Genomic DNA, 22058 nt, shown 5'->3' on the forward strand with positions numbered 1-22058 from the left:
GAGCGTTTCCGGGGGCCGGTTGCGCCTTCGGCGGCAAGGGCGGGCATCGCTGCCGTTCCTCGCTCTCTCCCGCACGGGGGGGTTTGAACCCGTCGTATGTGCACCAATGGCCCAGGTTGTTCAAGGGGCCGGTTCAAGCGGCGTCTTTGCCTGAACCGGCCCCGGTCATCGATGGCTCATACGAACGCATAGTCCTCCGCCACCAGGGCCGTGACGGCGGCACCGCCGGCCAGCAGCATGAACGACGCCTCTCCCGCCGCGCCGGAGGCGAGCCAGAGGCCGCCGCCGAGGTGGTTGAGCGCGGCGCCCGCCCCGAAGCCGGCGAGTTCGAGCTGATCGCCCCCCTCGTCGCCCGCACCCGCGAAGTCGAGGATGACGTCGCCCTGCCCGGTGGTGGCGGAGAGCACGAACACGTCATCGCCCTCCCCGCCCGACAGCAGGTCACGCCCGCGGCCGGCCACCAGCCGGTCATCACCCTCGCCCCCGAAGGCGGTGAGGTTCATCCGCCCGTCGGCGATGATGACGTCATCCCCCGCCCCGGCCTCGACCGTGACGGTGGAGAAGCGCCCGTCATAGCGGCCGTTCCAGAACGAGCCGTTCGCCGGCGCAGCGTTGTCGGCCAGAAGCAGGTCATCGAGCCCCGAGGCCCCGACGGTGCCGAGCGTGATCACGTCATCCCCCGCACCGGTCTTGATGACCGTCACGTTCGACCAATCGCTCGTGTTGCTGTGCAGCAGCACCGTCACGTCATCGTCGCCTGCCGCCGTCTCGATTTCCCCGCGCTTGGCGCCGACAACGGTGAGCGTGAGGTCGGTGTTGCCGGCGTCGGCGAGGTCGAGGCGCACATCGACGAAGTTGGCGACGAGCAGGTGATCGCCCCAGGCGGCGTCGAACCCGTCGAGGGCGAGGTTCTTGAGCCCGTTCCACACCCCCTCGTTCTCGATCCTCGCCCAGGTGGTGCCGCCGAGGGTGATCGGCGCGGTCTCGACGGCGCCGAGTGCTGCCGGGTCGAGCAGCGCACCGCCCTGCAACGTCCCGGGCGGCGTGCCGCCGCCCTCCTGGCTCACCTTCAGCGCAGCGGTCGAGACGGGGGCGACCGTGACGCCCGCCCCGGTGCGGATGTTGAAGCTCGCCGCGTCATCGGCGTCGATGCCGGCATAGGCCTGGCCCGCGCCATCGCGGAAGGCCCCTTCCGTGATGCTGATGGCGTAGCGCGTCACCGGCCCGAGCACCTCGGGGAGGGTGAGCGTCACCACCCTGCCATTGATCGCCACGAGGGACGCATCCGTCACGTCGACCGTGATGGAGGCCGACGGGTCATCGAGATTGGCGAGCGTGATCGTGCCCTCGCCGCGCATGACCGCCTCGGTGAAGGTGAGCGTGATCGGGCCGTTGCGCACCACGCCCGTTGCGTTGTCGTAAGGCTCCGCCGTCACGAGCCAGGGCGCGGCATCGGCGGGGAACTGCACCATGGCGGGCGTCGTGGTCAGCCCCTCCGTCACGTAGCCGAGACGGCCATCGCTGTTGGCGCCGAAAGTGAACATGCGGCCATCGGCGGCGCGCGCCATCACGTGGTTCGGCCCCGTCGCGATCTCGACGATGAAGGCGGCATCGAGGGCGGCGATCTTGGTCGGGTGGAACGAAGCATCGCTCTCCGCTGCCTGGTCGCCGTCGAGCCCGCCGGTCGGGCCCTCGTCATTCGGGCCCCAGGCGTAGACATCGCCATCTTCCGTCAGCGCGACGGCCCAGCGTGCGCCCCCCTTCACATCGACGACGTTGCCCGGAAGCCCGGTGAGCTCGACCGGCACGAGCACGTTGGCGGACGCGGGGTCAAAGGTGCCGTCGCCGTTGTCGGTGCCCTGCAGGAGCTGGCCGAAGCGGCCCTCGCCCCAGCCGAACACGCGCCCATCGGCGGTGATGGCGTAGGAGGTGAGCGTCGATGCGCTGATCGACACCACGTTGTCGGGCAGCCCCTCGACCTTCACCGGCGTGGTGACGCGAGTCAGCGGCGCGCCCGATCCAGAGAGCGCATCGGGAGAGCCGAGCTGCCCCTGCCGGTTCGCACCCCAGGCAAGGACCTCGCCATCCGCCGTCAGCGCCAGCGTGTGGGACGTGCCGGTGGCGATGGCGACGATCGTTTTGCCAGCCAGCACCTCCACCCGCGCAGGCTCGAGCCTGTTCGTCAGGTCGCCCATGCCGAGCTGGCCGTTGCTGTTCTGCCCCCAGGCGTAGAGAGCGCCGGTGTCGGTGATGGCGTAGGACGCACCGTTGCCGTGGGTGGCGACGACAACGGTCTCATCCGCCAGCGCCTCGACCCGTGTGGCGACCGTGCGGTTCTCCTGGTCGCCATGCCCGAGGCGGCCGAAATTGCCGAAGCCCCAGGTATAGAGAGCGCCATCGGCGGTCAGCAGGCTGCCATGCACCAGGCCCGCTGACACCGAAACGATCTCGCCCTCGAAGCCGTCCGGCAGCGCGATGGGCACGGGGGCGGGAATGTCGAAGCCTTCCTCGCGGAGCGAGAGCTGCGCCTCGATGTTCTCCCCGGCCGCATAGACGACGCCGTCCTTGAGGAAGAGCGAGAAATGGTTGCCAGCACCCAGCGCGGTGTTCGATGCAGCGACCGGCCCCTCGAAGAACTCGACCGCGCGGGGGCGATGGAGCGTATCGGGTGTGTCGACCGCGGAGGCGAGGATTGTCGTCTCGTCAGCGGAATAGAGCCCGTCGCCGTTGCGGTCCTCGAGTGCGACGACGAAGCGCTGGCCGGGCGCAGCCCCGTTCGATGTCAGAACGATGTTGCCCAGCCCGTCGCCGGCCACGGCGAAGCCGGCGAAGGGCGTGAACCCCTCCGGCAGCAGCGTCGAGTTCCAAAGCTCGACCGATTCCCGGGCCTGGTCGATCGCACCGGAGCCGTCGAGATCGGTGAGGCCGTACAGGCTCCACGACGTGCGGGCACTGTCGAGCCATTCCCATACCAGGAGCGTCCCGCCATCCTGGCCGAGGGCGAAGTCGAGCGGCGCGCCGAAGGCGGTTTCCTTCACGGCAAAGGCCGTCACCTCGGTCGCCGCCTCGATCATGCCGCTTCCGTCACGATCCTCGATCCGCCAGATCGTGTCGGGGGCGGCGCCGGACGGGTCGAGCAGGTAGGCGACGTTGCCAGAGAACACGAGCTCAAAGGGCGAGGAGGTGGCGACCACCGTCTGGAGGTTGAGCCAGAGCGTCGCCTCGCCTTCGTCGTTCGCATCGCCGTCATCGTTGAGGTCGACGGTGCGGTAGATCGAGTCGCTCGGCCGTGACGCGACGCCGGCATTGACGATGTAGATCGCCCCGTCAGGCCCCTCAGCGAGGCCGTTCGGCGTCGGCAGCGTGAAGCCTGCCGCGTTCGCCTGCGAGAACCACAGCGTCGCCTCGCCTGCGTCGTTCGCATCGCCGTCCCTGTTTCGGTCGACCAGGCGATAGACGGCATCGGTGATGCCATCGCCCGCATAGACCGAACGATCCGAGGCCTGCAGCAGCGTGAACACGCTCTCCGTTGGCGAGGCGAGGCCGGATGCGTTGGTGTGGTCGAAGAACACCGTGACTTCGCCCGCGCCCGTAGCCCTGCCGTCGCCATCGAGGTCGCGCAGCAGCAGCACCTTGCCGCTGCCCGCGATTGCGCTGTCGCCCTGGTCGGCGAGCAGCACGCCCGTGACGGGCATCGTGACGCGGGGACCGACGGAGGCCCCGGTCTCGGCGATCGCCAGCGAGCCGAACAGCCCCTCCGTCTCCTCCTCGGGCCCCGCCGCGAAATAGAGTCGGTCGGCGGCACCGAGGCTCTCGCCGTTGCCGAAGATCAGGTCCCACAGCCCGTCGATCACGATGGGCGCGCCGGTTGCTTCCGTCAGGAATCCTTCGAATGCCAGCGTCTCGGCGTCGAGGGCGAGGATGCGGCCGTCACCGAAATTGCCGACGAGCAGCGCGCCGTCGAAATCGCCCCACTCAGCCGGGGCGAGGGCAACGCCCCAGGGCGCGTTGAACAGCCCATCGGCATCGGAGGTGGCGATGAGCTCGCCATCCAGCGTGTACTTGGCGATGAAACCGTCCGTTGACTCCTCCTCGCCTTCGGCAGCGTTGGCGAGCTTGGCGTAGGCGACGATCAGCACCTCCTCGCCGCGCGCGGCATCCGTCACCCGCTCGATGTTGAAGGGGGCGTAGAGGGCTGGGTCACGCCCGCCTGGCGCCTCGGTCAGCACGAAGCCGTCGGTGGCCACCCTGGCCCACGCGCCGTCATAGACCTCGATGGCGTTGCCCGGGAAATTCGCCGCGTAGAGGAACAGGCCGCTGCCGCTGTCGGCGCTGACCGTCACGCCCTTGTAGACGGCGCCGGTGGCGGAGTTGTCGATCACCACCGCGAAGGCATCCATGCGCTGCGCTGGCGTGGCGCCGAACTCGCCCCAGGCGGCGATCGTTCCATCCTCGCTCACCGTAATGAACCGCGCCGGCGCGTCGTCGAGCGCAGCACCCGTCAGGCTCGTGCCGTCGACCAGGAAGTCGGTCACGCTGCCGCTGAACACCTGCCCCGTGGGGTTCGAGGGGGGCATGACGGTGGCGGGCGTCGGGCTCGGCGCGGGCAGCGGAGTGCCATTGATGCTGGGCGGGTCGATCGCGATGGTGATCGGCTCTCCCCCCGGCGCACCGGGAACGCCCAGAACAGAAAGCCCGTCCTGCGTGAATGGCACCGTGGGGCTGTCGCCGACATAGAGCGTCACGCGGCTGGTGTCGGTGTTGGTGATCCACCAATGCCCGCCTGCACCGGCCGGGCGGATGGCAAGCCCCCAGGCATTGATGAAGGCCGGGTCGAGCATCAACGCGCCATCCTCGGCGCGGCTGGAAACGAGGTTGTCCTGGTCGAAGGCGGTGACGGGCATGCATCTCTCCCCGGTGCGGTTGACCCGAGGCTATCCGCAAATGAGAATCAATCGCAATACGAACGCGAACGCATGGCTGGCATGCCCGGCACGCCGGGTGGTCCGTGGGCGTTGGAGGGTGGAGATGCGGCGGGCGGGGAGGCTCAGCGCGCCGCGATGCGGGAGCGGTTCAGCGCCAGTTCCTGTTCGGTCAGCTGGAAGCCGACGAACACCGAATATCCGGCGGCGCGCTGCGCCTCGCTCACCGGCAGGGTGAGGCGGATCTCCTCGCCGCGCACGCGCAGCCGCTGCGTGTTGGCGGGGAACTCGGCAGCGATCGCGTAGACGGCCTTGTCGAGGATGCGCTCACCGTCCGTCGCCACCGCGACGAAGTAGGGGAGCGACAGGGTGCGTCCGGTCGCGGCTGGCCCGCGCGCGATCTCGAGCCCCATCGTCAGCGTCACCTCCACGGCCGTCTGGCGGTCGACGAAGCGGCAGGAGCCATCGAGCGTCGTGATCCGGGCAGCGACGACGAGGTCGGTCAGGTCGCGCGAATCGGGGGTGCGGAAGCGCACCAGGTCGGCCGTGTCGGTCGGCGACCCGACATTCGGGCAATCGGCGCGCAGCGAGGAAGCGCGCGGCGCCTCGCCCGTGCCGCCCGAGCTGAGGCCGAGCGTCTCGCAGCCCGCGAGCGCGAGGGCAGCGAGGGGGAGAAGGAGCCTAGCGCGCATCGGCCGAGAGCCCGGTGTGGCTGCCGTCGCAGAACGGCGTCTCCTTCGTCGCCTTGCAGCCGCAGAACCAGACCGTGTCGTCCTTCTCGGCCCGCCAGATCATCGGCTTGAGGCCGGTTCCCTTGTGTGCGCCGTCGCAGAAAGGCTGCGTCGCGGAGAGGCCGCAGGAGCACCAGAAATACTTCTCGCCGGCCTTCACATCCACGCCGTAGGGTGCCGCTTGCGCCACGACCGGCTTGGCCATCCTGCCGTCGCCCGCGCCATCAGCCGTTCCAGCCTCGCTCATCCGCCCGCTCACCCTCGCTTGTGCGCTCACCGCTCCGCGCGGCACTATGCGCAGGCCCAGCAACAGCGGCAACAACCGATGCGCGAAGTACTCCCTGTGGATCAATCCGCCGACCAGCGCCCCGCCCTCACGGTGAGGCTCGCCGGCCCGCGCGGCTTCTGCGCCGGCGTCGACCGCGCGATCAAGATCGTCGAGGAGGCGCTGCGCCGCTTCGGCCCGCCGGTCTACGTGCGGCATGAGATCGTGCACAACCGCTTCGTGGTCGAGAGCCTCGAGGCGAAGGGAGCCGTGTTCGTCGAGGAGCTCGGCGAGGTGCCGGCGCGCGACCATCGTGACCATGTGCCCGTCGTGTTCTCGGCCCATGGCGTGCCCAAGGCGGTGCCAGCCGATGCCGAGGCGCGCGGCCTCTACCAGCTCGACGCCACCTGCCCGCTCGTGACCAAGGTGCACCGCGAGGCGGAGAAGCACTTCGCCGCCGACCGACACCTGATCCTGATCGGCCACGAAGGCCACCCGGAGGTGATCGGCACGATGGGGCAGCTGCCGCCGGGTGCCGTGACGCTGGTCGAGGATGTGGCCGGTGCGATGACCGTGCCCGTGCCCGCGGCGAGCCACCTCGCCTACATCACGCAGACGACGCTGTCGGTCGACGACACGGCCGAGATCATCGCCGCCCTGCGCACGCGCTTCCCCGCGATCGAGGGCCCGCGGCGGGAGGACATCTGCTACGCGACGACGAACCGCCAGGCCGCCGTGAAGGCGATCGCGCCGGGGGCCGACATGGTGATCGTGATCGGCGCGCCGAACAGCTCCAACTCCCTCCGCCTGGTCGAGGTGGCCTCGCGCTCCGGCTGCCCGCGGGCGATGATGGTGCAGCGTGCGCGCGAGCTCGACCTCGATACGCTCGGCAGCGTCGCGATCCTCGGCCTCACCGCCGGCGCCTCCGCCCCCGAGCTGCTGGTCGATGAGCTGATCGACCATCTCCGCACGCGCTTCTCCGTCACGGTCGAGGAGGTGCGGGTGGCGGAGGAGGACGTTGTGTTCCGGCTTCCGCCAGCACTCGCCACGGCCTGAGGCTCCCTTCATGGCCGTCTATACCGAGGTGTCCGACGAGGCGCTTGCCGATTTCCTCGCCGCCTACGACATCGGCGGCGCGATCTCGTTCAAGGGCATCGCCGAGGGCGTGGAGAACAGCAACTACCTGCTGCTGACGACCGCGGGCCAATACGTCCTCACCCTCTACGAGAAGCGGGTCGACCCTGCCGACCTGCCCTACTACCTCGGGCTGATGACGCATCTCGCCGCGCATGGCCTCACCTGCCCGCTGCCGGTCGCGGCGCGTGATGGCGCCCTCTCGCGCACCCTCTGCGGCCGCCCCGCGGCGGTGCAGACCTTCCTGCCGGGCGTATGGCCACGCCGTGTGCGGAACGAGCATTGCGGCGCGGTCGGCACCGCTCTCGCCACGCTGCATGCGGCCGGCGAGGGCTTCGCGCTCACCCGCGCCAATGCGCTCGGGCCATCTGGCTGGCGGCCGCTCTACGCGCGCTGTGCCGGCCGGGCGGACGAGGTGCGCCCCGGCCTTGGCGGGGAGATCGAAGCAGCGCTCGAGGCCATCCTCGGTGCGTGGCCGGAAGGATTGCCGAAGGGCCATATCCACGCCGACCTGTTCCCCGACAACGTGTTCTTCCTGGGCGACCGGCTCTCGGGCCTGATCGATTTCTACTTCGCCTGCACCGACCTCTACGCCTACGACGTGGCCGTGTGCCTGAACGCCTGGTGCTTCGAGCCGGACGCGTCTTTCAACGTGACGAAGGCGAAGCTGCTGCTCGGTGGCTACACCGCCCGTCGCCCCTTCACGGCGGCCGAGCGCGCCGCACTGCCAACGCTTGCCGCCGGTGCCGCGCTGCGCTTCCTGCTGACGCGGCTGCATGACTGGCTGCACCACCCGCCCGGCGCGTTCGTGACGCCGAAGGACCCGCTGGAGTACGCGCGCAAGCTGCGCTTCCATCGCGCGGCGCGGAGCGAGAGGGATTACGGGCTTGACTGAAGCGGCTCCCGTTCGGATCGAAGCCTGGACCGATGGCGGCTGCAAGCCGAACCCGGGGCCTGGCGGGTGGGGCGCCATCCTCTGCTGGAACGGTCATGAGAAGGAGCTCTCGGGCGCCAATCCGCAGACCACGAACAACCGCATGGAACTCACCGCCGCCATCGCCGTGCTGGAGGCGCTGAAGCGCCCGTCGCACATCGTGATCCATACCGACAGCGAGTATGTGCGCAACGGCGTGACGCGCTGGGTGAAGGGCTGGGTGCGCAACAACTGGCGCAACGCGGCGCGCGACCCCGTCGCCAACATGGACCTCTGGAAGCAACTGCTCGAGGCCCAGAAGCGCCACGAGGTGGAATGGAAGTGGGTGCGCGGCCATGCCGGCGACGTGATGAACGAACGCGCCGACGTGCTGGCCACCGCCGCGCGAGAGGGACTGGCGCAGGGCTAGCCCGCCCGTCCCTCCAGCACATCGATCAGCCGGTGGACGACCATGATCTCGTCCATCAGCGCATGCGCCTCCTCGCCCAGCCGCTCCACCGGGCGGAACAGGCCGCCGACGGTGAAGCTGTTGCCGCCCTTCGGCAGCAGCAGGATGAACCGCGTGCCTGAGAAACCGGCATCGAGCCTGCGCCAGCCAGCTGTGGCAGCCAGCCGCGCGAGCGTCCCGGCAAGGCCAGGGCCGATCACGCCAAGCGCTGCCTCGCCATCCTCCGCCCAGAGGGTCAGGTGGCGGGAGAAGCCGGCATCAGGCACCGCGATGCGGCGGAAGCCGAGACGTTCGAGGATGGAGGCGGCCGGCCGCCAGTCGCACACCAAGGGAATGCGCGGGCCGCGGAGAATGATCCGCGTTGGGATGGCGGCGGGCGTTTCGATGAGGAACAGCAGGCCCTTGAAGACCGTGCTCTCCTTCGTCGTGGTCGTGCGGTTCTGGCCCGTGCCGGTCGTGCGCGTGCTCATGTTGAACAGCCTGATCTCGGCCAGGACGAAATCCGTCCCGTGATGGCTGCCGCTGAACACGTCATCGAGCGTGTGGTGCGCGAAGGGGGCGACAATCGGCAGGCTGCGCAGGCGGCCAAGCACCTCATGCGCCGCGGAGCCGGTGCGGGTCATGCCGCCGATCGCATCGCACACGAGCGGGGTCACGGCATCGCGCGCCGCGGCGCGGTAGACGCCGGCGTAATACACAAGCGCTGACCCGGCCACCAGGATGCCCACGAACGCGAAGGCCGCGAGACCGATCGCCTCGACCGAGAGGGAGAGCACCATCACGACGATCGCGGCGACAAGGCCGCCACCGCAGCGCGCGCGGTACTTCGCCTGCATCGCCGCGAGACCGGGCAGGGCAGCGGCAAGCCGGGTCGCGAGCAGGGCATCGAGCCGCGACGTCCGCGCGGCGGAATCGTCTCCGGCGGCGTTCCCTGCGACATCCGTTCCATCCGTCATCGGAACAGTCTGCGGTGCAAACGTTGCGGCTGTCGAGTCTGGGCACAGCATCGTGGCCGCGGGCCGCAACCAATGCCCGCTCCCACCGTTTATTCCTGACGCAACCATGACGGAGCACGAGACCATGGCACGGATCCTGATCGTGCTGACGAGCCACGCAACGCTCGGCAATACCGGCAAGGCCACGGGGTTCTATTTCGAGGAGCTCGCGGTTCCCTACTGGGCCTTTCGCGACGCCGGCCACAGCGTCGACCTCGCCAGCATCGCGGGCGGCAAGCCGCCGCATGACCCGGAAAGCCTGAAGGAGAACCACGAGGCCGTCACCCGCTTCCTCGCCGACAAGGACGCAGCCGCCTCGCTGTCACGCACGCTGCCGATCGAGGCGGCCAAGGCCGGCGCGTACGACGCCGTGTTCCTCCCCGGCGGCCACGGGACGATGTGGGACCTGCCGGGCAACACCGCACTCGCCCGCGTGATCGGCGCGATCTTCGATGCCGGCGGTGCGGTCGGGGCGGTGTGCCACGGCCCGGCAGGCCTCATCGACGCGAAGGGGGCCGATGGGCTGCCGATCGTGCGCGGCAGGCGCGTCAACGGCTTCACCGACAGCGAGGAGAAGGCATCGGGCCTCGGCGGCACCGTGCCGTTCCTGCTCGAGACGCGGCTTCGCGAGACAGGAGCGAAGTTCGAGGGCGGGGCCGATTTCCAGCCCTATGCCGTGCGCGACGGAATGCTCGTGACGGGGCAGAACCCTGCCTCGTCAGCGAACGTCGCCGCGTTGATGCTCGACATCCTGAAGGAGCGGTCCTCGGTCCGCGCGGCCTGAGGGGTGGGCGGGGGGCAGGGCGCCCCCCTTACCCCTTCGCCAGGCGCTTGGCGTTCGCCCGCACCGCGCGGCGGGCCGGGCCGATCGCCGCCATGGCGACGGAAACGGGGTCGCCGCCCGCCATCGCCCGCGCCGTCGCGGCCCCCGCCCCCTGCGCCACGGCGGCGAATTTCTCCGCCACCATCAGCGTCATCTCGCCCATGTCGCCAGGCTTCGGCGAGACGAGGCCGAGCGCCATCATCTGCAGCCGCGCCGGCACCACGAACGCCGCCTGCCAGGCCATCGCCGAGAGGGCGAGGTTCAGGCGGAAGGCCGCCTGGCCGGCGCGCAACGGATCGTTCCGGCGGCTCAAAGGGCCGCGAGAACGGCTTCCGCCTTGCTCACCTCAAACCCACCGGGGGCCTCGACGGCCAGGTGCGTCACCTTCCCGTCCTTCGCCACGAGGGCAAAGCGCTGGCTGCGTACACCGAGGCCGCGGGCGATCAGGTCAAGCTCGAGGCCCATCGCCTTGGTGAAGGCGCCCGATCCGTCGGCGAGCATGACGATCTTCTCGCCGACCGACTGGTCCTTTGCCCAGGCGCCCATCACGAACGCATCGTTCACCGCCATGCACACGATGAGGTCGACGCCCTTGGCCTTCATCGCGTCGATATTCGTGACGAAGCCGGGCAGGTGCTTGGCGCTGCAGGTCGGCGTGAATGCCCCCGGAACGGCGAAGAGGACCGCCGTCTTGCCGGCGAACAGCTCCGCCGTGTCGACCTCGCGCGGGCCCTCTGCCGTTGCCTGCATCAGCTTCATCGCCGGAATGCTGTCACCGACCTTGATCGTCATCGCTCGCCTCTCCTTGTGGCGCGCCCCACGTATCCGGGCGCCCGTCCCTCGATCGTCGGTATAGCGCGGTGGCGCGGAAACGCCAGGGGGAGAGCCGGGGGGCAGGCGCCCGGATTCAGGGGACGGCAGGCGCGATCGTGACGGAACCTTCCGCCGCACGGTCGCCGTCGGTCACGGTCACGCGCAGCACCGTGCCGGGCCGCACCAGCGGCGGGTGGACGGTGATCGCGAAGTGGGCCTCGCGCCCACCATCGGCCAGCGTCACGACGGGACGCGGCAGGTCAGGCCGGCGCTGCCCCGGCGCGAGCGGCCATTCGAGGAAGAGATCAGGGGCGGCGAAGGGGGCGGCGCCGCGCACGATCACCGAGAGCCCGCGCGGTTCCGACCGGGCGCTGAGAGCGAGCCCGCGTGACGCCGCATCGCCCGGCAGGCGGGTGTGCGACAGGGCGATCAGCGCCGCTTCCGCCGTCGGTGCCGGCGCCCCCGCCGGGAGATCGAGGCTGAGCGTCGCCTCGCCCGGGATGCACACCTCGCGGCAGATCAGGTAGGCGACGGAGAGCCTGGCCGCGAGCGCCTCGCCAGGCCGTGCAAGAGTGGCCGTGACCGGAAACAGCACCTCGTCGCGGTAGCCGTAGCTTTGCTGGCCGAAGCTTTCGAAGCGCATCGGCGCAGGCCATTGCATCGTGACGTCGGCAAGGTTGTCGCTTCCCGCCCAGTCGAGCTGCGGCGGCAGGCCTGCGGCACCGGGCGTGCGCCAGTAGATGTGCCAGCCCTCGGCGATCCGCACCGCGAGCGCGAGAGAGGCGGTGCCTGCCCCAGGTGCCACCGCCGTCTCGGCGGAGAGCAGCGCGAACTCGGCCTCGTCACCCTGCACCCAGGAGGCGGGCCCGGCTGTGGCGTCACCAGGGCCCATGCCACCAGCGCCCAGGATCGCCGCGGAGAGCAGCGCGACGGCAAACGCGGCACGCGGAATGGTTGTGCTGGAGTGTGTTCTCATCGCGCTTGACCCTGGCCGGGTGCGCGGGCGAGGACAAGCGGCGTCCAGCCCCGCTCGCGCCGGATTGACCAGGGAGGGCTCCGGCGTGCCCTGCCGCACTTGCCCTCGGCGACGAACACGCCAACATCCCCACCATGGGCGAGGCCAGGATGACACGCGAACATGATGGTGGCGAAGGCTACCTGACCGGCCAGCTCCTGGTCGCGATGCCAGCGATGCGCGACCCGCGATTCGCCCAGGCCGTCGTGTTCATCTGCGCGCACACCGCCGACAGTGCCATGGGCATCGTCATCAACCGCCCGCTCGATGGGCTCACTTTCGATGCGCTGCTCGAACAACTGAAGGTCGCTCCCGCCCCTCCCGCCCGCCGCATCCGCATGCATGCCGGCGGGCCTGTCGAGACCGGCAAGGGATTCGTGCTGCACACGACCGACTGGGTGCGGGACGGTTCGCTGAAGGTCGATGGCCGCTTCGCCCTCTCCTCCTCGATCGACGTGCTGCGCGCCTTCGCCCGTGGCGAGGGGCCGAGGCAGGGCATGCTCGCGCTCGGCTATGCCGGCTGGGGGGCGGGGCAGCTCGACGAGGAGATCCTGCAGAACGCCTGGCTTTCGGTGCCGGCGGACGAGGCGTTCGTCTTCGCGGGCGAACCTGGTGCGATGTGGCGCGGCGCGCTCTCGATGCTGAAGGTCGACCCGCTGCTGCTGTCAGGGGCCGCCGGCCGGGCCTGAGGCACTCCCGCGGCGCCCGGCGACCAGGATCGCCTGGCAGAGCGTGGCGAAGGCCAGCATCAGCGCAGCCGTCGCCACGCCGCTGCCCGTTTCGAGTGCCGCGACCGCGACCGTCGCCACCGCCCCCGCCGCCATCTGGATCGCGCCCGAGAGCCCCGATGCCGCACCCGCCGACTGTGGCCGCACGCTGACGGCAGCTGCCATCGCGTTCGCCTGCGCCACGCCATTGCCGAGCGCCATCAGCATCGCCGGGGCGAACAGGTTCACGAGCGAGGGTGGGCGGAGCAGGATCAGCGCCAGCGCGAGACCGGCCGAGACGAAGGTGACGGCCGTTCCAAGCGACAGCAGTTTGATCACGCCGAGCCTGACCGCGAGCCTTGCGGTGACGAAGTTCCCCGCCGCGTAGGCCAGCGAGACCAGCATGAAGCCGAGGCCATAGGCCGTCGCCGGCAGGCCGAGGCCGCGCACGACGACGAAGGGCGCACCGCCGAGGAAGGCGAAGAACACGGCGGACGATGTCGCGAAGCACCCGGCATAGACGCCAAACGCAGGCGTGCGGAGCAGCACCAGGCTCGACGCCACGACGCTGCCGAACCCGCCATGCTGCGTGCCCTGCTCGTGCCTGAGCGTTTCCGGCAGCCGCAGCAGCACCGCGATGAGCAGCACGAGACCGGCAAGACCGGGCAGCACCATCAGCGACCGCCAGCCGAACGCATCATCGAGCAGCGCACCCATGATGGGGGCGAGCATCGGGGCAACCGTCATGCCCATGAACACGTAGGCCATGACGGATGCGGAACGGTCACGCGGGTAGCAGTCGCGGATCATCGCGCGTGCCAGCACCATGCCGGAACAGGCACCGATCGCCTGCAGCGCGCGGGCGGCGATCAGCCCGCCGATCGATTGCGCCAGCGTGCCGAGCACGGAGGCGGCGAGGAAGATGACCAGCCCCGCAATCGCCATCGGCCGCCTGCCGTAACGATCCGACAGCGGCCCGTAGGCGAGCTGGCCCACCGCGACGCCGAGCAGGTAGACGGTGAGCGTGAGCTGCGCCGTCGCGGCCGGCACGGCGAAGCTCGCCGCGAGGCCGGGAATGGCGGGTACGACGATCTGCAGGCTGAGTGGCCCGATCGCGGTGATGAGCACGAGCAACCAGGCCGGCGGGGGGGCCGCCTGCGGCGTCGGATCAGCCATGCCCAACGCTAGCCAATTGCGGCGTGCGACGCTACCAGCGGAAGGCGGGAAGCACGGCAGTGGGCGAAAGCCCGTCGGCCGCGGCGCGCGCCGTCGCCGCGGCAGCATCGGGCAGCTCGCCCTCGGCAAGGCCGAGTTCCTCGGCATGGATGCCGCCGAGCACCCACGCGGAGGCGATGCCGACGGCCTTCGCACCCGCGATGTCGGTGCGCAGCGCATCGCCGACCGCGAGGATGCGATCAGGCGCGAGGCCTAGCAAGGCGAACACGCGCGGATAGATCGCGGGGTCGGGCTTGCCGAGGCTGCGCACATCGCCGCCCATCGCTGCATATTCCTGCGCCAGCGCACCGGCGCAGATCACGCGCACGCCGCCGCGGATCACCTCGAGGTCCGGGTTGGCGCAGATCATCGGCAGCTTCGCCGCATGGCAGGCACCGAGAACAGAGGCGAAATCCGCGACACTCTGCCCGGACTGATGGTCATCGGGCCCGGTGTTCAGCACGAAGTCCGCCTCGGCCGGCGTCCCGACGCGGGTGAGAGGCAGGCCCTCGATCACGTTGCGGTCACGCTCCGGCCCGAGATGGAACACGCGCGTGCCGAGGGCCGCGAACCAGGGATCGTCACGGTCACGCAACGCCAGGTGCGTCGCCTCGCCGGAAGTGAGGATGCCGTCATAGAGGTCATCGGCGATGCCCATCGCGCGCATCGCGGCCTGTGCTGCCGCCGCCCGCCGCGGAGCGTTGGACAGCAGCACCGACCGCTTGCCGGCCGCCTTCATCCGCGCCAGGCAATCGACCGCACCGGGGTACGGCTGCACCCCGTCATGCACCACGCCCCAGAGGTCGAGGATGAAGCCGTCGTATCGTTCCGCAAGCGGAGCGAAGCCCGCGAGAACGCTGAGCCTCGGCTGCACGTCATGCATCGTGAATGTCCTTGTCGGCGCCGATGGCCTGGTCGATCCGCGTGAACCCGTCGCGCGCGAGAAGTGCTGCGAGCTCGGCAACGATGCGCGCGGGCAGCGCAGGCCCGGCATAGGCCATGGCAGTGTAGAGCTGAACGAGCGTCGCGCCGGCGCGGAGCTTCGCATACGCATCCGCCCCGCTCGCCACCCCGCCCGCGCCGACGAGGACGAGACGGCCGGCAGCGATCCGCGCGGCGGCACGCAGCAGCGCGGTGGACGGCGCAAAGAGGGGGCGGCCGGAGAGGCCACCCGTCTCGCCCTTGTTCCGCCCGCGCAGCGAGGCCGGCCGTGCGATCGTCGTGTTGCTGATGATCAGCCCCGCCGCCCCTTCGGCGAGCGCCGTCTCGATGATCGGCCCGAGCGCCTCGCGGTCAAGGTCAGGTGCGATCTTCACCAGGACGGGTACCGACTTGCCCGCGCGCGCGAGGCCCGCACGTGCGGCGGCGAGAAGCTCGGCCAGCCGCCCTGCCGCCTGGAGGTCGCGCAAACCCGGCGTATTGGGGGATGAGATGTTGACCGTGACATAGTCGCCGTACCGCGCACCACCCTCGACCATGAGGCCATAGTCGCGCGCGGCGTCGTCGCAGTCCTTGTTGATGCCGACATTCACGCCGAGCGGGCCGGAAAGCGCGCCTTCGCCGCGCAATGCCGCGAGGCGGGCCGACACGACGTCCCACCCCTCGTTGTTGAAGCCGTTGCGGTTGATCACCGCATCGTCCTTGGGGAGTCGGAACAGGCGCGGGCGCGGGTTGCCCACCTGCGGCCGTGGCGTGATCGTGCCGACCTCGACGAAGCCGAAGCCCAGGTCCAGCAGCGGCCGGGCCGCCACGGCATTCTTGTCGAATCCCGCGGCGAGGCCGAGCGGGTTGGGGAAGCGAAGCCCCATCGCCTCGACCGGCAGGGCCGGCGCGGTGATGCGCCCCGCCAGCCCCGCCTTCAGCGCGCGCAGCGCAAGGAGATGGGCGGTCTCGGGGTCAAGCAGCCGCGTGAGCGGCATCAGGGATGAGGCGATGGCAGGTGTCATGCGGTCCCCTATCTGCCAGCGCCGGCGCCGCCGCGCCAGCCCACCAGGACACACGCTTGCCCCGACACTCGCTTGCCTGGGGGCCGGGGGGCGGGCATGACGGGCGCGCATGGGAAACGTCACCGCGCGCGGGAGCCTTCTCGGGCCTCTGCTCATCATCCTCGCCATCGCGCTGTTCTCGGCCAATGACGTGGCGATGAAGCTGCTGTCGTCGGGCCACAGCGCTTCGCAGGTGATCACCTGGCGCTGTACGGTCGCACTCCTGCTGATGGGCCCGCCAGCGGCAGTGCAGATCATCCGTGCGGGCGGGATGTCGCGCGCGCGGCTCAGGCTCCAGCTCATCCGTGGCGCGCTGATCCACTGCTCGGGCCTCACCTTCTTCGTCGCCTTCGCGCGCCTGCCGCTGTTCGATGCCTATGTCGTGTTCTTCTCGGCGCCCTTCGTGACACTCGCCCTCGTCAGGCTGATGCTGGGTGAGCGTGTGTCGCGCGCTGCCTGGGGCTGGGCCACGCTCGGCTTCGCGGGCGTCGCACTGGCACTCGCGCAGGGCCTGTCCGGGCGCGGCGACGTGGTTGGCTATCTCGCCGCCGGGGCCGGCACCTTCGCCTACGCGATGCTGATGGTGGTCACGCGCAGGCTCGGGTCCGAGACGCGGCTGGCGGAGGGGATGGCGATCCCGGCACTGCTCGGCATCATCGCGATCGGCCCGTTCGCGGCCGTCGACTGGACGATGCCGACGCTCCCCGATGCAGGGCTGCTCTCCCTCACCGGCACGCTATGGGCTGCGGGCAACCTTGCCCTTGCCGCCGCGATCCGCGTCGCCTCGCCCGCACGGCTCGCGCCGTATGACTTCACGGCGATGCTGTGGGCGGTGATCTATGACGCGGTGTTCTTCGCGACGTTCCCGGGCGCGCTCGAACTCGCGGGCGCGGGCGTGGTGCTCGCCGCCTGCCTCGGCCACGCGCGATCCGATGCCATCACCGAATCACGGCGTGCCGGGGCGAAGCGCGCGTGAGCTACTTTCGCTCGATCAGCTCGATCTTGTAGCCGTCGGGGTCCTCGACGAAGGCAATCACGGTGGTGCCGAACTTCACCGGCCCAGGCTCGCGCGTGATCCTGGCCCCGCCTTTCCTGAGCGCCTCACAGGTGGCGTAGATGTCGGGAACGCCGATCGCGAGATGGCCGAACGCCGTGCCCGGCTCGTACTTGTCGACGCCGTAGTTGTAGGTGAGCTCGATCACCGCGCTGCTCTTCTCGTCGCCGTAGCCGACGAAGGCGAGCGTGTACTTGCCGTCCGGCACGTCGTTGCGGCGAAGCTCCTTCATGCCGAGGTGCTTGGTGTAGAATTCGATCGACCGCTCGAGGTCGCCGACCCTGATCATCGTGTGCAGGAAGCGCGGTTCGGCCATGGCCTGTTCTCCCGTTGCTGTTGCGGCGGACTTTGCTCAAGGCCCGGCGGGCTGTCCACCCGCGTCACGGCGCGGCACCACGAGCGTGGCGATCATCTCCTGCGCCACCTCGCCGCGCTGGTTCAGCGTGACGTTCCGGATGCGCACCAAGCCGCGATCGGGCTTCGACGCCGAGGGGCGCACCGACAGCACCTCCGTCTCGACGTGGAGGATATCGCCTGGCCGCGTCGGGACCGGCCAGCGCAGCTGCTCGACGCCCGCCCCGACGAGCCCGCCCGCGATGCGCAGCGGCCCATCGACGAACAGCCGCATCGAGTGGCAGGCGGTGTGCCAGCCGCTGGCCGCAAGCCCGCCGAAGATGCTCGCTGACGCAGCGGCGGAATCGAGGTGGAAGGGCTGCGGGTCCCAGGCGGCCGCGAAGGCGGTGATCGCGGCTCCGTCGATCACGGCGCTCGCGCTCCGGTAGACCTGCCCCGCGGCCAGGTCCTCGAGCGCGAGCGCCGCCCTGTCCTCGCTCAGGCCGTCGTTGCTCAGGCTGCCTTCGCCGCCGACAGCGCGCGCCAGAGGCGCTCGGGCGTCACCGGCATGTCCATGTGCGTCACGCCATCCTCGGCCAGCGCATCGATCACCGCGTTCATCACCGCCGGCGGGCTGCCGACCGCGCCGGCCTCGCCGGCGCCCTTCACGCCGAGCGGATTCGTGGTGCACGGGATCTCGATGAGGTCGACCTCGATGTCGGGCAGGTCATCGGCGCGCGGCAGGCAGTAGTCCATGAACGAACCCGCGACGAGCTGGCCGCTCTCGGGGTCGTACACGGTGTTCTCGTACACCGCCTGGCCGATGCCCTGCGCCACGCCGCCATGCACCTGGCCGCGCACGATCAGCGGGTTGATGGCATGGCCCACGTCGTCGACCACGAGATAGCGCGCGATATCGAGGACGCCGGTCGCCGGGTCGATCTCCACCTCGGCGATGTGGCAGCCGTTCGGGAAGGTGTGCGCCGGGATCTCGGCCACCTCGGCGGCATCGAGCAGCGTCGCGTCGAGGCCGGACGCTGCCTTCTTCCGCTGCGTCTCGGCAAGCTCGAGGATGCCCATGCCACGGTCGGTGCCGATGACGGAGAAGGTGCCGTTCTCGAACACGATGTCTGGCACCGCAGCCTCCAGCACCTCGGACGCTGCCTGCTTGCCCTTCTCCACCACCGTCGCGGTGGTGGCGAGGATGGCCGTGCCCTCGGAGTAGAGGCTGCGCGCTCCCCCGGTACCGCCTCCGCTCGGAGCGGAGTCGGAGTCGCCTTGAAGCACGCGGATGCGGTCGTGCGGGATGCCGAGCTCGCTCGCCGTCAGCATGATGTAGGCGGTCTCGTGGCCCTGGCCGGTCGACTGCGTGCCGACCAGGACGTCGACCATGCCGTCATCGGCGAAGCGGATCTCGGCCCGTTCGCTCGGCGCCCCGCCCGTCGCCTCGAGATAGTAGGCAAGGCCGATGCCGCGCCGCTTGCCGCGGCGGGCCGCCTCCTGCTTCCGCTGCGCGAAGCCGGCCCAGTCGGCCTTCTTCAGCGCGGCATCCATGACGGTGACGAAATCACCGCTGTCATAGGTCGCCCCCGTCGGCGTCTTCCACGGCATGGCGGAGGGCGGCACGATGTTGCGCTTGCGGAGTTCGACACGGTCGATGCCGAGCTCACGCGCGGCACTGTCGATGAGCCGCTCGACCAGGTAGTTCGCCTCGGGCCGCCCGGCACCGCGATAGGCATCGACCGGCACGGTGTTCGTCACCACGCCGAGCACGTTCACGTGGATCGCACGGAAGCCGTACACGCTCGGCAGCACCTTGGAGCCCGCGCCCGTCGGGATGAACGGCGCGAAGGTGGAAAGATAGGCGCCCATGTTGGCAAGCGTCTTCGTCCTGAGCGCGAGGAACCGCCCGTCCTTGTCCACCGCGAGCTCGCCGGACGTGATGTTGTCGCGGCCATGGGTGTCGGACAGGAACGCCTCGGAGCGGTCGGAGATCCACTTCACCGGGCGGCCGACGTCGCGCGCCGCGACCGTCACCATCACATGTTCTGGGTAGAGGTAGAGCTTCATGCCGAAGCCGCCGCCGACATCGGGGGTGATGACGCGGAACTGCTCCTGCGGCAGCTTGAAGACCTCTTCGGCCATCAGGCGGCGGACGAGCCACGAGCCCTGCGTGCAGGTATGCAGCGTGAAGCGGCCGCTGTCCTTGTCATGCTCGGCCACCGCACCGCGGCCCTCCATCGAGGCGACGACGACGCGGTTGTTGACCACCGTCAGCTTCGCGACATGCGCGGCGGAGGCGAACAGCCTGTCGGTCTCGGCCCGGTCGCCCGTTTCCCAATCAAAACAGAGATTGCCCTTCGCGCTGTCCCACACCTGCGGCTGGCCGGGGTTCATCGCGGTGGCAAGGTCGGTCGCGGACGGCAGGATGTCATAGTCGACCGCGATCGCCTCGGCGCCGTCCTTGGCGGCCTGGTACGTGTCGGCCACCACGAAGGCCACCGGATCGCCGACATGCCGGACATGGCCGATGGCGAGAGCGGGCCGCGGCGTCTCCGCGCGGGCGGAGCCGTCGCGGTTCTTGAGTGGGATGGCGCAGGGGACGTCGCCCAGCCCCATCGCGCGCAGGTCAGGCCCGGTATAGACGGCCAGCACGCCCGGCACTGCGAGCGCCGGCGCCTTGTCGATGCCCGTGATCGCGGCATGGGCATGGGGGCTGCGCAGCACCACGCCGAAGGCCTGGCCGGGGAGGCTGATGTCGTCGGTGTACCGGCCGTTGCCGCGCAGGAGGCGCGGATCCTCGACACGGCGCATCGGCTGGCTCAGGCCGAACTTCATGGTCGGTCTCCCCGGGTGTGTGGCGTGGCATACAGCATGTGGCCGCAAGGGGGGGTTCGCCAAGCCCCCAGCGTGGTCTCACCCGACCTAAGCTTGGCGGGCCCTCTCGCGGGCGAGCGCCTCTGCCGTTGCCTCGTCCGGCATGCCGAGCGTGGCGAGCGTCGAGCCTGCGAGTGCCAGGGCCGCCTCGACGGTCTCCGGAACCGCACGCTCCGCGCCGAGTTCGGTCAGCCGCGCGGCATGCGCGGGGTCGCGCGCCCGGGCGATCACGGCAAGGCCGGGCCAGCCCTGCTTGGCCGTCGACAGCGCCCGCTGCACCGCCGCGTGGCTGTCCATGGTGAGAACCAGCGCCCGCGCGCCGCCGGCCCCCGCGCGGCGCAGCACCTCGGCGCGGGCGGCATCGGCGTAGAACACCGCCCGCCCCTCGGCGCGATGCCGGGCAACGGCATCGACATCGAGGTCAAGAGCGATCCACGGCGCACCCTCTTCGTCCAGCACCCGCCCGAGCATCTCGCCGACGCGGCCGTAACCGGCGATGATGACATGCCCGGCAAGGTCCTCGTCAGGCTCTGCCGCCGCTGCCACGGCACCGGGCGAGGACATCGACGCCGCGAGGCGCCGCCCGAGCGCTGCCATCAGGGGCGTCGCCGCCATCGTCAGGCTCGCGACCAGCAGCATGAACTGCGCCGTCTCCTCCGGCACGAGGCCGAGGCGCTGGGCCAGCGCGATGACGATGAAGGCGAACTCCCCCCCCTGGCCGAGCAGGAGAGAGGCCTCGGCCGCGATCGCGCGCGGCAGGCCGAAGGCAAGGCATGTCGGGAACATCACCGCGGCCTTCACGGCGATCAGCCCGACCGTTGCGGCAGGCAGCAGCACCGGTGCGGCCAGCACGGCGCCCGGGTCGATCGTCATGCCGACGGACATGAAGAACATGCCGAGCAGCAGGCCCTTGAACGGTTCCAGATCGGCCTCGACCTGGTGGCGGAACTCGGTTTCCGCGATCAGCAGCCCGGCGAGGAAGGCGCCGAGCGCCGTCGACAGCCCCGCCGCCGCCGTCGCCCAGGCAGCGCCCAGGACAGCCAGCAGCATCACCGCCATGAAGAGTTCGGGGCTTCGCGCACCGCCGACGGCGCGGAAGAGCTTGCCCAGCAGAAGCCGCCCGCCGAGCCAGATTGCCGCGACCACGGCAGCCCCTGCTGCCAGTGAGGCAAGCAGCGACATGAACGGGTTGCCGCCGGACCGCGCCCCGAGCACGCCGACGAGGAACAGGATCGGCACCACCGCCAGGTCCTGCATCAGCAGGACAGCAAAGGTGCTGCGGCCGAGCTCGGTCGCGATCCGCCGCTGTTCGATCAGCATCTGCATCACGATGGCGGTGGACGACAGGGCGAGGCAGGCGCCGAGCACGATCGCCGCGGCAGGGCCGTTGCCGAAGCCCCAGGCGATCGCCGCGATCACGCCGCCCGACACCAGCACCTGCGCGCCGCCGAGGCCGAACACCAGCCGCCGCATTGCCCAGAGCCTGATGAAGCTGAGCTCGAGCCCGATCGAGAACAGCAGGAACAGCACGCCGATCTCCGCCAGCGGTTCGATCGCGCTCCACTCCGCGATGCTGACGAGGCCGAGAACGGGCATGTCGCCCGCGAATCGGGCAACGCCGTGCGGCCCGAGCACGAGTCCGGCCGCGAGCCAGCCGAGAACGGGACTGACGCGCAGGCGCCGCATCAACGGCACCATGGTACCGGCGGCAGCGAGGAACACGACGACCTCGCGCAAATGGGCGGTTTCCTGGAGCGCCATGGCAGGCAACGTGACGCGTCTGGCCGCCCCGCTCAACGGCAGGCGT

20 protein-coding genes are annotated in these 22058 nt (G+C 70.3%); 6 read left to right on the plus strand and 14 right to left on the minus strand.

What is annotated here, in order from left to right; genetic code table 11:
* Positions 1 to 176 precede the first annotated feature (176 nt).
* The 3 genes from Q0C38_RS13030 to Q0C38_RS13040 form a co-directional block, all read right to left on the minus strand.
* Positions 177 to 4904, minus strand: a complete 4728-nt coding sequence (locus Q0C38_RS13030) for a TIGR03118 family protein (RefSeq protein WP_291297534.1) — start codon at positions 4902 to 4904, stop codon at positions 177 to 179.
* A 143-nt stretch (positions 4905 to 5047) separates the two neighbouring features.
* Positions 5048 to 5614 (minus strand): hypothetical protein, encoded by a 567-nt coding sequence (locus Q0C38_RS13035; RefSeq protein ID WP_291297535.1) that lies wholly within the window; start codon positions 5612 to 5614, stop codon positions 5048 to 5050.
* On the minus strand, positions 5604 to 5900 hold the full coding sequence (locus Q0C38_RS13040; protein ID WP_291297536.1) for a CDGSH iron-sulfur domain-containing protein: 297 nt from the start codon (positions 5898 to 5900) through the stop codon (positions 5604 to 5606). The genes Q0C38_RS13035 and Q0C38_RS13040 overlap by 11 nt, the downstream gene beginning before the upstream one ends.
* A 78-nt stretch (positions 5901 to 5978) precedes the next feature.
* Here Q0C38_RS13040 and ispH point away from each other — a divergent pair, with 78 nt between their 5' ends.
* The 3 genes from ispH to rnhA are packed head-to-tail and all read left to right on the plus strand — an operon-like array spanning position 5979 to position 8395.
* Positions 5979 to 6974, plus strand: a complete 996-nt coding sequence (ispH, locus tag Q0C38_RS13045) for a 4-hydroxy-3-methylbut-2-enyl diphosphate reductase (RefSeq protein WP_291297537.1) — start codon at positions 5979 to 5981, stop codon at positions 6972 to 6974.
* Positions 6975 to 6984: 10 nt separating this feature from the next.
* Complete coding sequence (locus Q0C38_RS13050) at positions 6985 to 7947, plus strand: homoserine kinase (RefSeq protein ID WP_291297538.1); 963 nt, start codon at positions 6985 to 6987, stop codon at positions 7945 to 7947.
* Positions 7940 to 8395: a ribonuclease HI gene (gene rnhA, locus Q0C38_RS13055; protein WP_291297539.1), complete on the plus strand. Its 456-nt coding sequence runs from the start codon at positions 7940 to 7942 to the stop codon at positions 8393 to 8395. The genes Q0C38_RS13050 and rnhA overlap by 8 nt, the downstream gene beginning before the upstream one ends.
* On the opposite strand, the gene Q0C38_RS13060 is transcribed toward rnhA, so the two are convergent.
* Positions 8392 to 9390, minus strand: coding sequence for a hypothetical protein (locus tag Q0C38_RS13060; RefSeq protein WP_291297540.1), 999 nt, complete (start codon positions 9388 to 9390; stop codon positions 8392 to 8394). The two genes, rnhA and Q0C38_RS13060, sit on opposite strands and share 4 nt — an antisense overlap.
* A gap of 106 nt (positions 9391 to 9496) precedes the next feature.
* Between Q0C38_RS13060 and Q0C38_RS13065 the strand changes: the two genes are divergently transcribed.
* Positions 9497 to 10213, plus strand: coding sequence for a type 1 glutamine amidotransferase domain-containing protein (locus tag Q0C38_RS13065; protein ID WP_291297541.1), 717 nt, complete (start codon positions 9497 to 9499; stop codon positions 10211 to 10213).
* A 28-nt stretch (positions 10214 to 10241) separates the two neighbouring features.
* Here the strand turns inward: Q0C38_RS13065 and Q0C38_RS13070 are convergent, their stop codons facing one another.
* The 3 genes from Q0C38_RS13070 to Q0C38_RS13080 form a co-directional block, all read right to left on the minus strand.
* Entirely contained in the window at positions 10242 to 10565 is a 324-nt protein-coding gene (locus tag Q0C38_RS13070; protein ID WP_291297542.1) for a hypothetical protein, read from the minus strand.
* On the minus strand, positions 10562 to 11044 hold the full coding sequence (locus tag Q0C38_RS13075) for a peroxiredoxin (RefSeq protein ID WP_291297543.1): 483 nt from the start codon (positions 11042 to 11044) through the stop codon (positions 10562 to 10564). The genes Q0C38_RS13070 and Q0C38_RS13075 overlap by 4 nt, the downstream gene beginning before the upstream one ends.
* A 115-nt stretch (positions 11045 to 11159) precedes the next feature.
* The gene (locus Q0C38_RS13080) at positions 11160 to 12041 is read right to left on the minus strand and encodes a protein-disulfide reductase DsbD domain-containing protein (protein WP_291297544.1); all 882 of its coding nucleotides are present in this window, start codon (positions 12039 to 12041) and stop codon (positions 11160 to 11162) included.
* A 149-nt stretch (positions 12042 to 12190) separates the two neighbouring features.
* Here Q0C38_RS13080 and Q0C38_RS13085 point away from each other — a divergent pair, with 149 nt between their 5' ends.
* Positions 12191 to 12769, plus strand: coding sequence for a YqgE/AlgH family protein (locus Q0C38_RS13085; protein WP_291297545.1), 579 nt, complete (start codon positions 12191 to 12193; stop codon positions 12767 to 12769).
* Here the strand turns inward: Q0C38_RS13085 and Q0C38_RS13090 are convergent.
* From Q0C38_RS13090 to Q0C38_RS13100, 3 genes are read right to left on the minus strand one after another with little or no spacing between them, the layout of a single operon-like run.
* Entirely contained in the window at positions 12746 to 13963 is a 1218-nt protein-coding gene (locus Q0C38_RS13090; RefSeq protein ID WP_291297546.1) for a multidrug effflux MFS transporter, read from the minus strand. The genes Q0C38_RS13085 and Q0C38_RS13090 overlap by 24 nt on opposite strands.
* 31 nt (positions 13964 to 13994) lie before the next feature.
* The gene (locus Q0C38_RS13095; RefSeq protein ID WP_291297547.1) at positions 13995 to 14885 is read right to left on the minus strand and encodes a TIGR01459 family HAD-type hydrolase; all 891 of its coding nucleotides are present in this window, start codon (positions 14883 to 14885) and stop codon (positions 13995 to 13997) included.
* Positions 14878 to 15948 (minus strand): quinone-dependent dihydroorotate dehydrogenase, encoded by a 1071-nt coding sequence (locus Q0C38_RS13100; RefSeq protein ID WP_291297548.1) that lies wholly within the window; start codon positions 15946 to 15948, stop codon positions 14878 to 14880. Before Q0C38_RS13100 ends, Q0C38_RS13095 begins: the two co-directional genes overlap by 8 nt.
* A 109-nt stretch (positions 15949 to 16057) precedes the next feature.
* On the opposite strand from Q0C38_RS13100, the gene Q0C38_RS13105 reads away from it, so the two are divergent.
* Positions 16058 to 16963: a DMT family transporter gene (locus Q0C38_RS13105; RefSeq protein WP_291297549.1), complete on the plus strand. Its 906-nt coding sequence runs from the start codon at positions 16058 to 16060 to the stop codon at positions 16961 to 16963.
* A gap of 1 nt (position 16964) precedes the next feature.
* On the opposite strand, the gene gloA is transcribed toward Q0C38_RS13105, so the two are convergent.
* From gloA to Q0C38_RS13125, 4 genes are all read right to left on the minus strand, one after another.
* On the minus strand, positions 16965 to 17357 hold the full coding sequence (gloA, locus tag Q0C38_RS13110; RefSeq protein ID WP_291297550.1) for a lactoylglutathione lyase: 393 nt from the start codon (positions 17355 to 17357) through the stop codon (positions 16965 to 16967).
* A gap of 36 nt (positions 17358 to 17393) precedes the next feature.
* The gene (locus Q0C38_RS13115) at positions 17394 to 17921 is read right to left on the minus strand and encodes a MaoC family dehydratase (protein ID WP_366937266.1); all 528 of its coding nucleotides are present in this window, start codon (positions 17919 to 17921) and stop codon (positions 17394 to 17396) included.
* Positions 17888 to 20212, minus strand: a complete 2325-nt coding sequence (locus tag Q0C38_RS13120) for a xanthine dehydrogenase family protein molybdopterin-binding subunit (protein ID WP_291297551.1) — start codon at positions 20210 to 20212, stop codon at positions 17888 to 17890. Before Q0C38_RS13120 ends, Q0C38_RS13115 begins: the two co-directional genes overlap by 34 nt.
* Positions 20213 to 20299: 87 nt before the next feature.
* A complete protein-coding gene (locus Q0C38_RS13125; RefSeq protein ID WP_291297552.1) occupies positions 20300 to 22012 on the minus strand; it encodes a cation:proton antiporter in 1713 nt (570 codons plus the stop codon).
* Positions 22013 to 22058: the final 46 nt, after the last annotated feature.

The sequence above is a fragment of the Elioraea sp. genome (genome assembly GCF_022842375.1).
GTDB lineage: Bacteria > Pseudomonadota > Alphaproteobacteria > Acetobacterales > Acetobacteraceae > Elioraea_A.

Coding starts and splice junctions, on each gene's coding strand:
- Q0C38_RS13030 (WP_291297534.1), bottom strand. CDS start 4,904: ATGCCCGTCACCGCCTTCGACCAGGACAACCTCGTTTCCAGCCGCGCC.
- Q0C38_RS13035 (WP_291297535.1), bottom strand. CDS start 5,614: ATGCGCGCTAGGCTCCTTCTCCCCCTCGCTGCCCTCGCGCTCGCGGGC.
- Q0C38_RS13040 (WP_291297536.1), bottom strand. CDS start 5,900: ATGAGCGAGGCTGGAACGGCTGATGGCGCGGGCGACGGCAGGATGGCC.
- ispH (WP_291297537.1), top strand. CDS start 5,979: ATGCGCGAAGTACTCCCTGTGGATCAATCCGCCGACCAGCGCCCCGCC.
- Q0C38_RS13050 (WP_291297538.1), top strand. CDS start 6,985: ATGGCCGTCTATACCGAGGTGTCCGACGAGGCGCTTGCCGATTTCCTC.
- Q0C38_RS13060 (WP_291297540.1), bottom strand. CDS start 9,390: ATGACGGATGGAACGGATGTCGCAGGGAACGCCGCCGGAGACGATTCC.
- Q0C38_RS13065 (WP_291297541.1), top strand. CDS start 9,497: ATGACGGAGCACGAGACCATGGCACGGATCCTGATCGTGCTGACGAGC.
- Q0C38_RS13075 (WP_291297543.1), bottom strand. CDS start 11,044: ATGACGATCAAGGTCGGTGACAGCATTCCGGCGATGAAGCTGATGCAG.
- Q0C38_RS13080 (WP_291297544.1), bottom strand. CDS start 12,041: ATGAGAACACACTCCAGCACAACCATTCCGCGTGCCGCGTTTGCCGTC.
- Q0C38_RS13085 (WP_291297545.1), top strand. CDS start 12,191: ATGACACGCGAACATGATGGTGGCGAAGGCTACCTGACCGGCCAGCTC.
- Q0C38_RS13090 (WP_291297546.1), bottom strand. CDS start 13,963: ATGGCTGATCCGACGCCGCAGGCGGCCCCCCCGCCGGCCTGGTTGCTC.
- Q0C38_RS13095 (WP_291297547.1), bottom strand. CDS start 14,885: ATGCATGACGTGCAGCCGAGGCTCAGCGTTCTCGCGGGCTTCGCTCCG.
- Q0C38_RS13100 (WP_291297548.1), bottom strand. CDS start 15,948: ATGACACCTGCCATCGCCTCATCCCTGATGCCGCTCACGCGGCTGCTT.
- Q0C38_RS13105 (WP_291297549.1), top strand. CDS start 16,058: ATGGGAAACGTCACCGCGCGCGGGAGCCTTCTCGGGCCTCTGCTCATC.
- gloA (WP_291297550.1), bottom strand. CDS start 17,357: ATGGCCGAACCGCGCTTCCTGCACACGATGATCAGGGTCGGCGACCTC.
- Q0C38_RS13120 (WP_291297551.1), bottom strand. CDS start 20,212: ATGAAGTTCGGCCTGAGCCAGCCGATGCGCCGTGTCGAGGATCCGCGC.
- Q0C38_RS13125 (WP_291297552.1), bottom strand. CDS start 22,012: ATGGCGCTCCAGGAAACCGCCCATTTGCGCGAGGTCGTCGTGTTCCTC.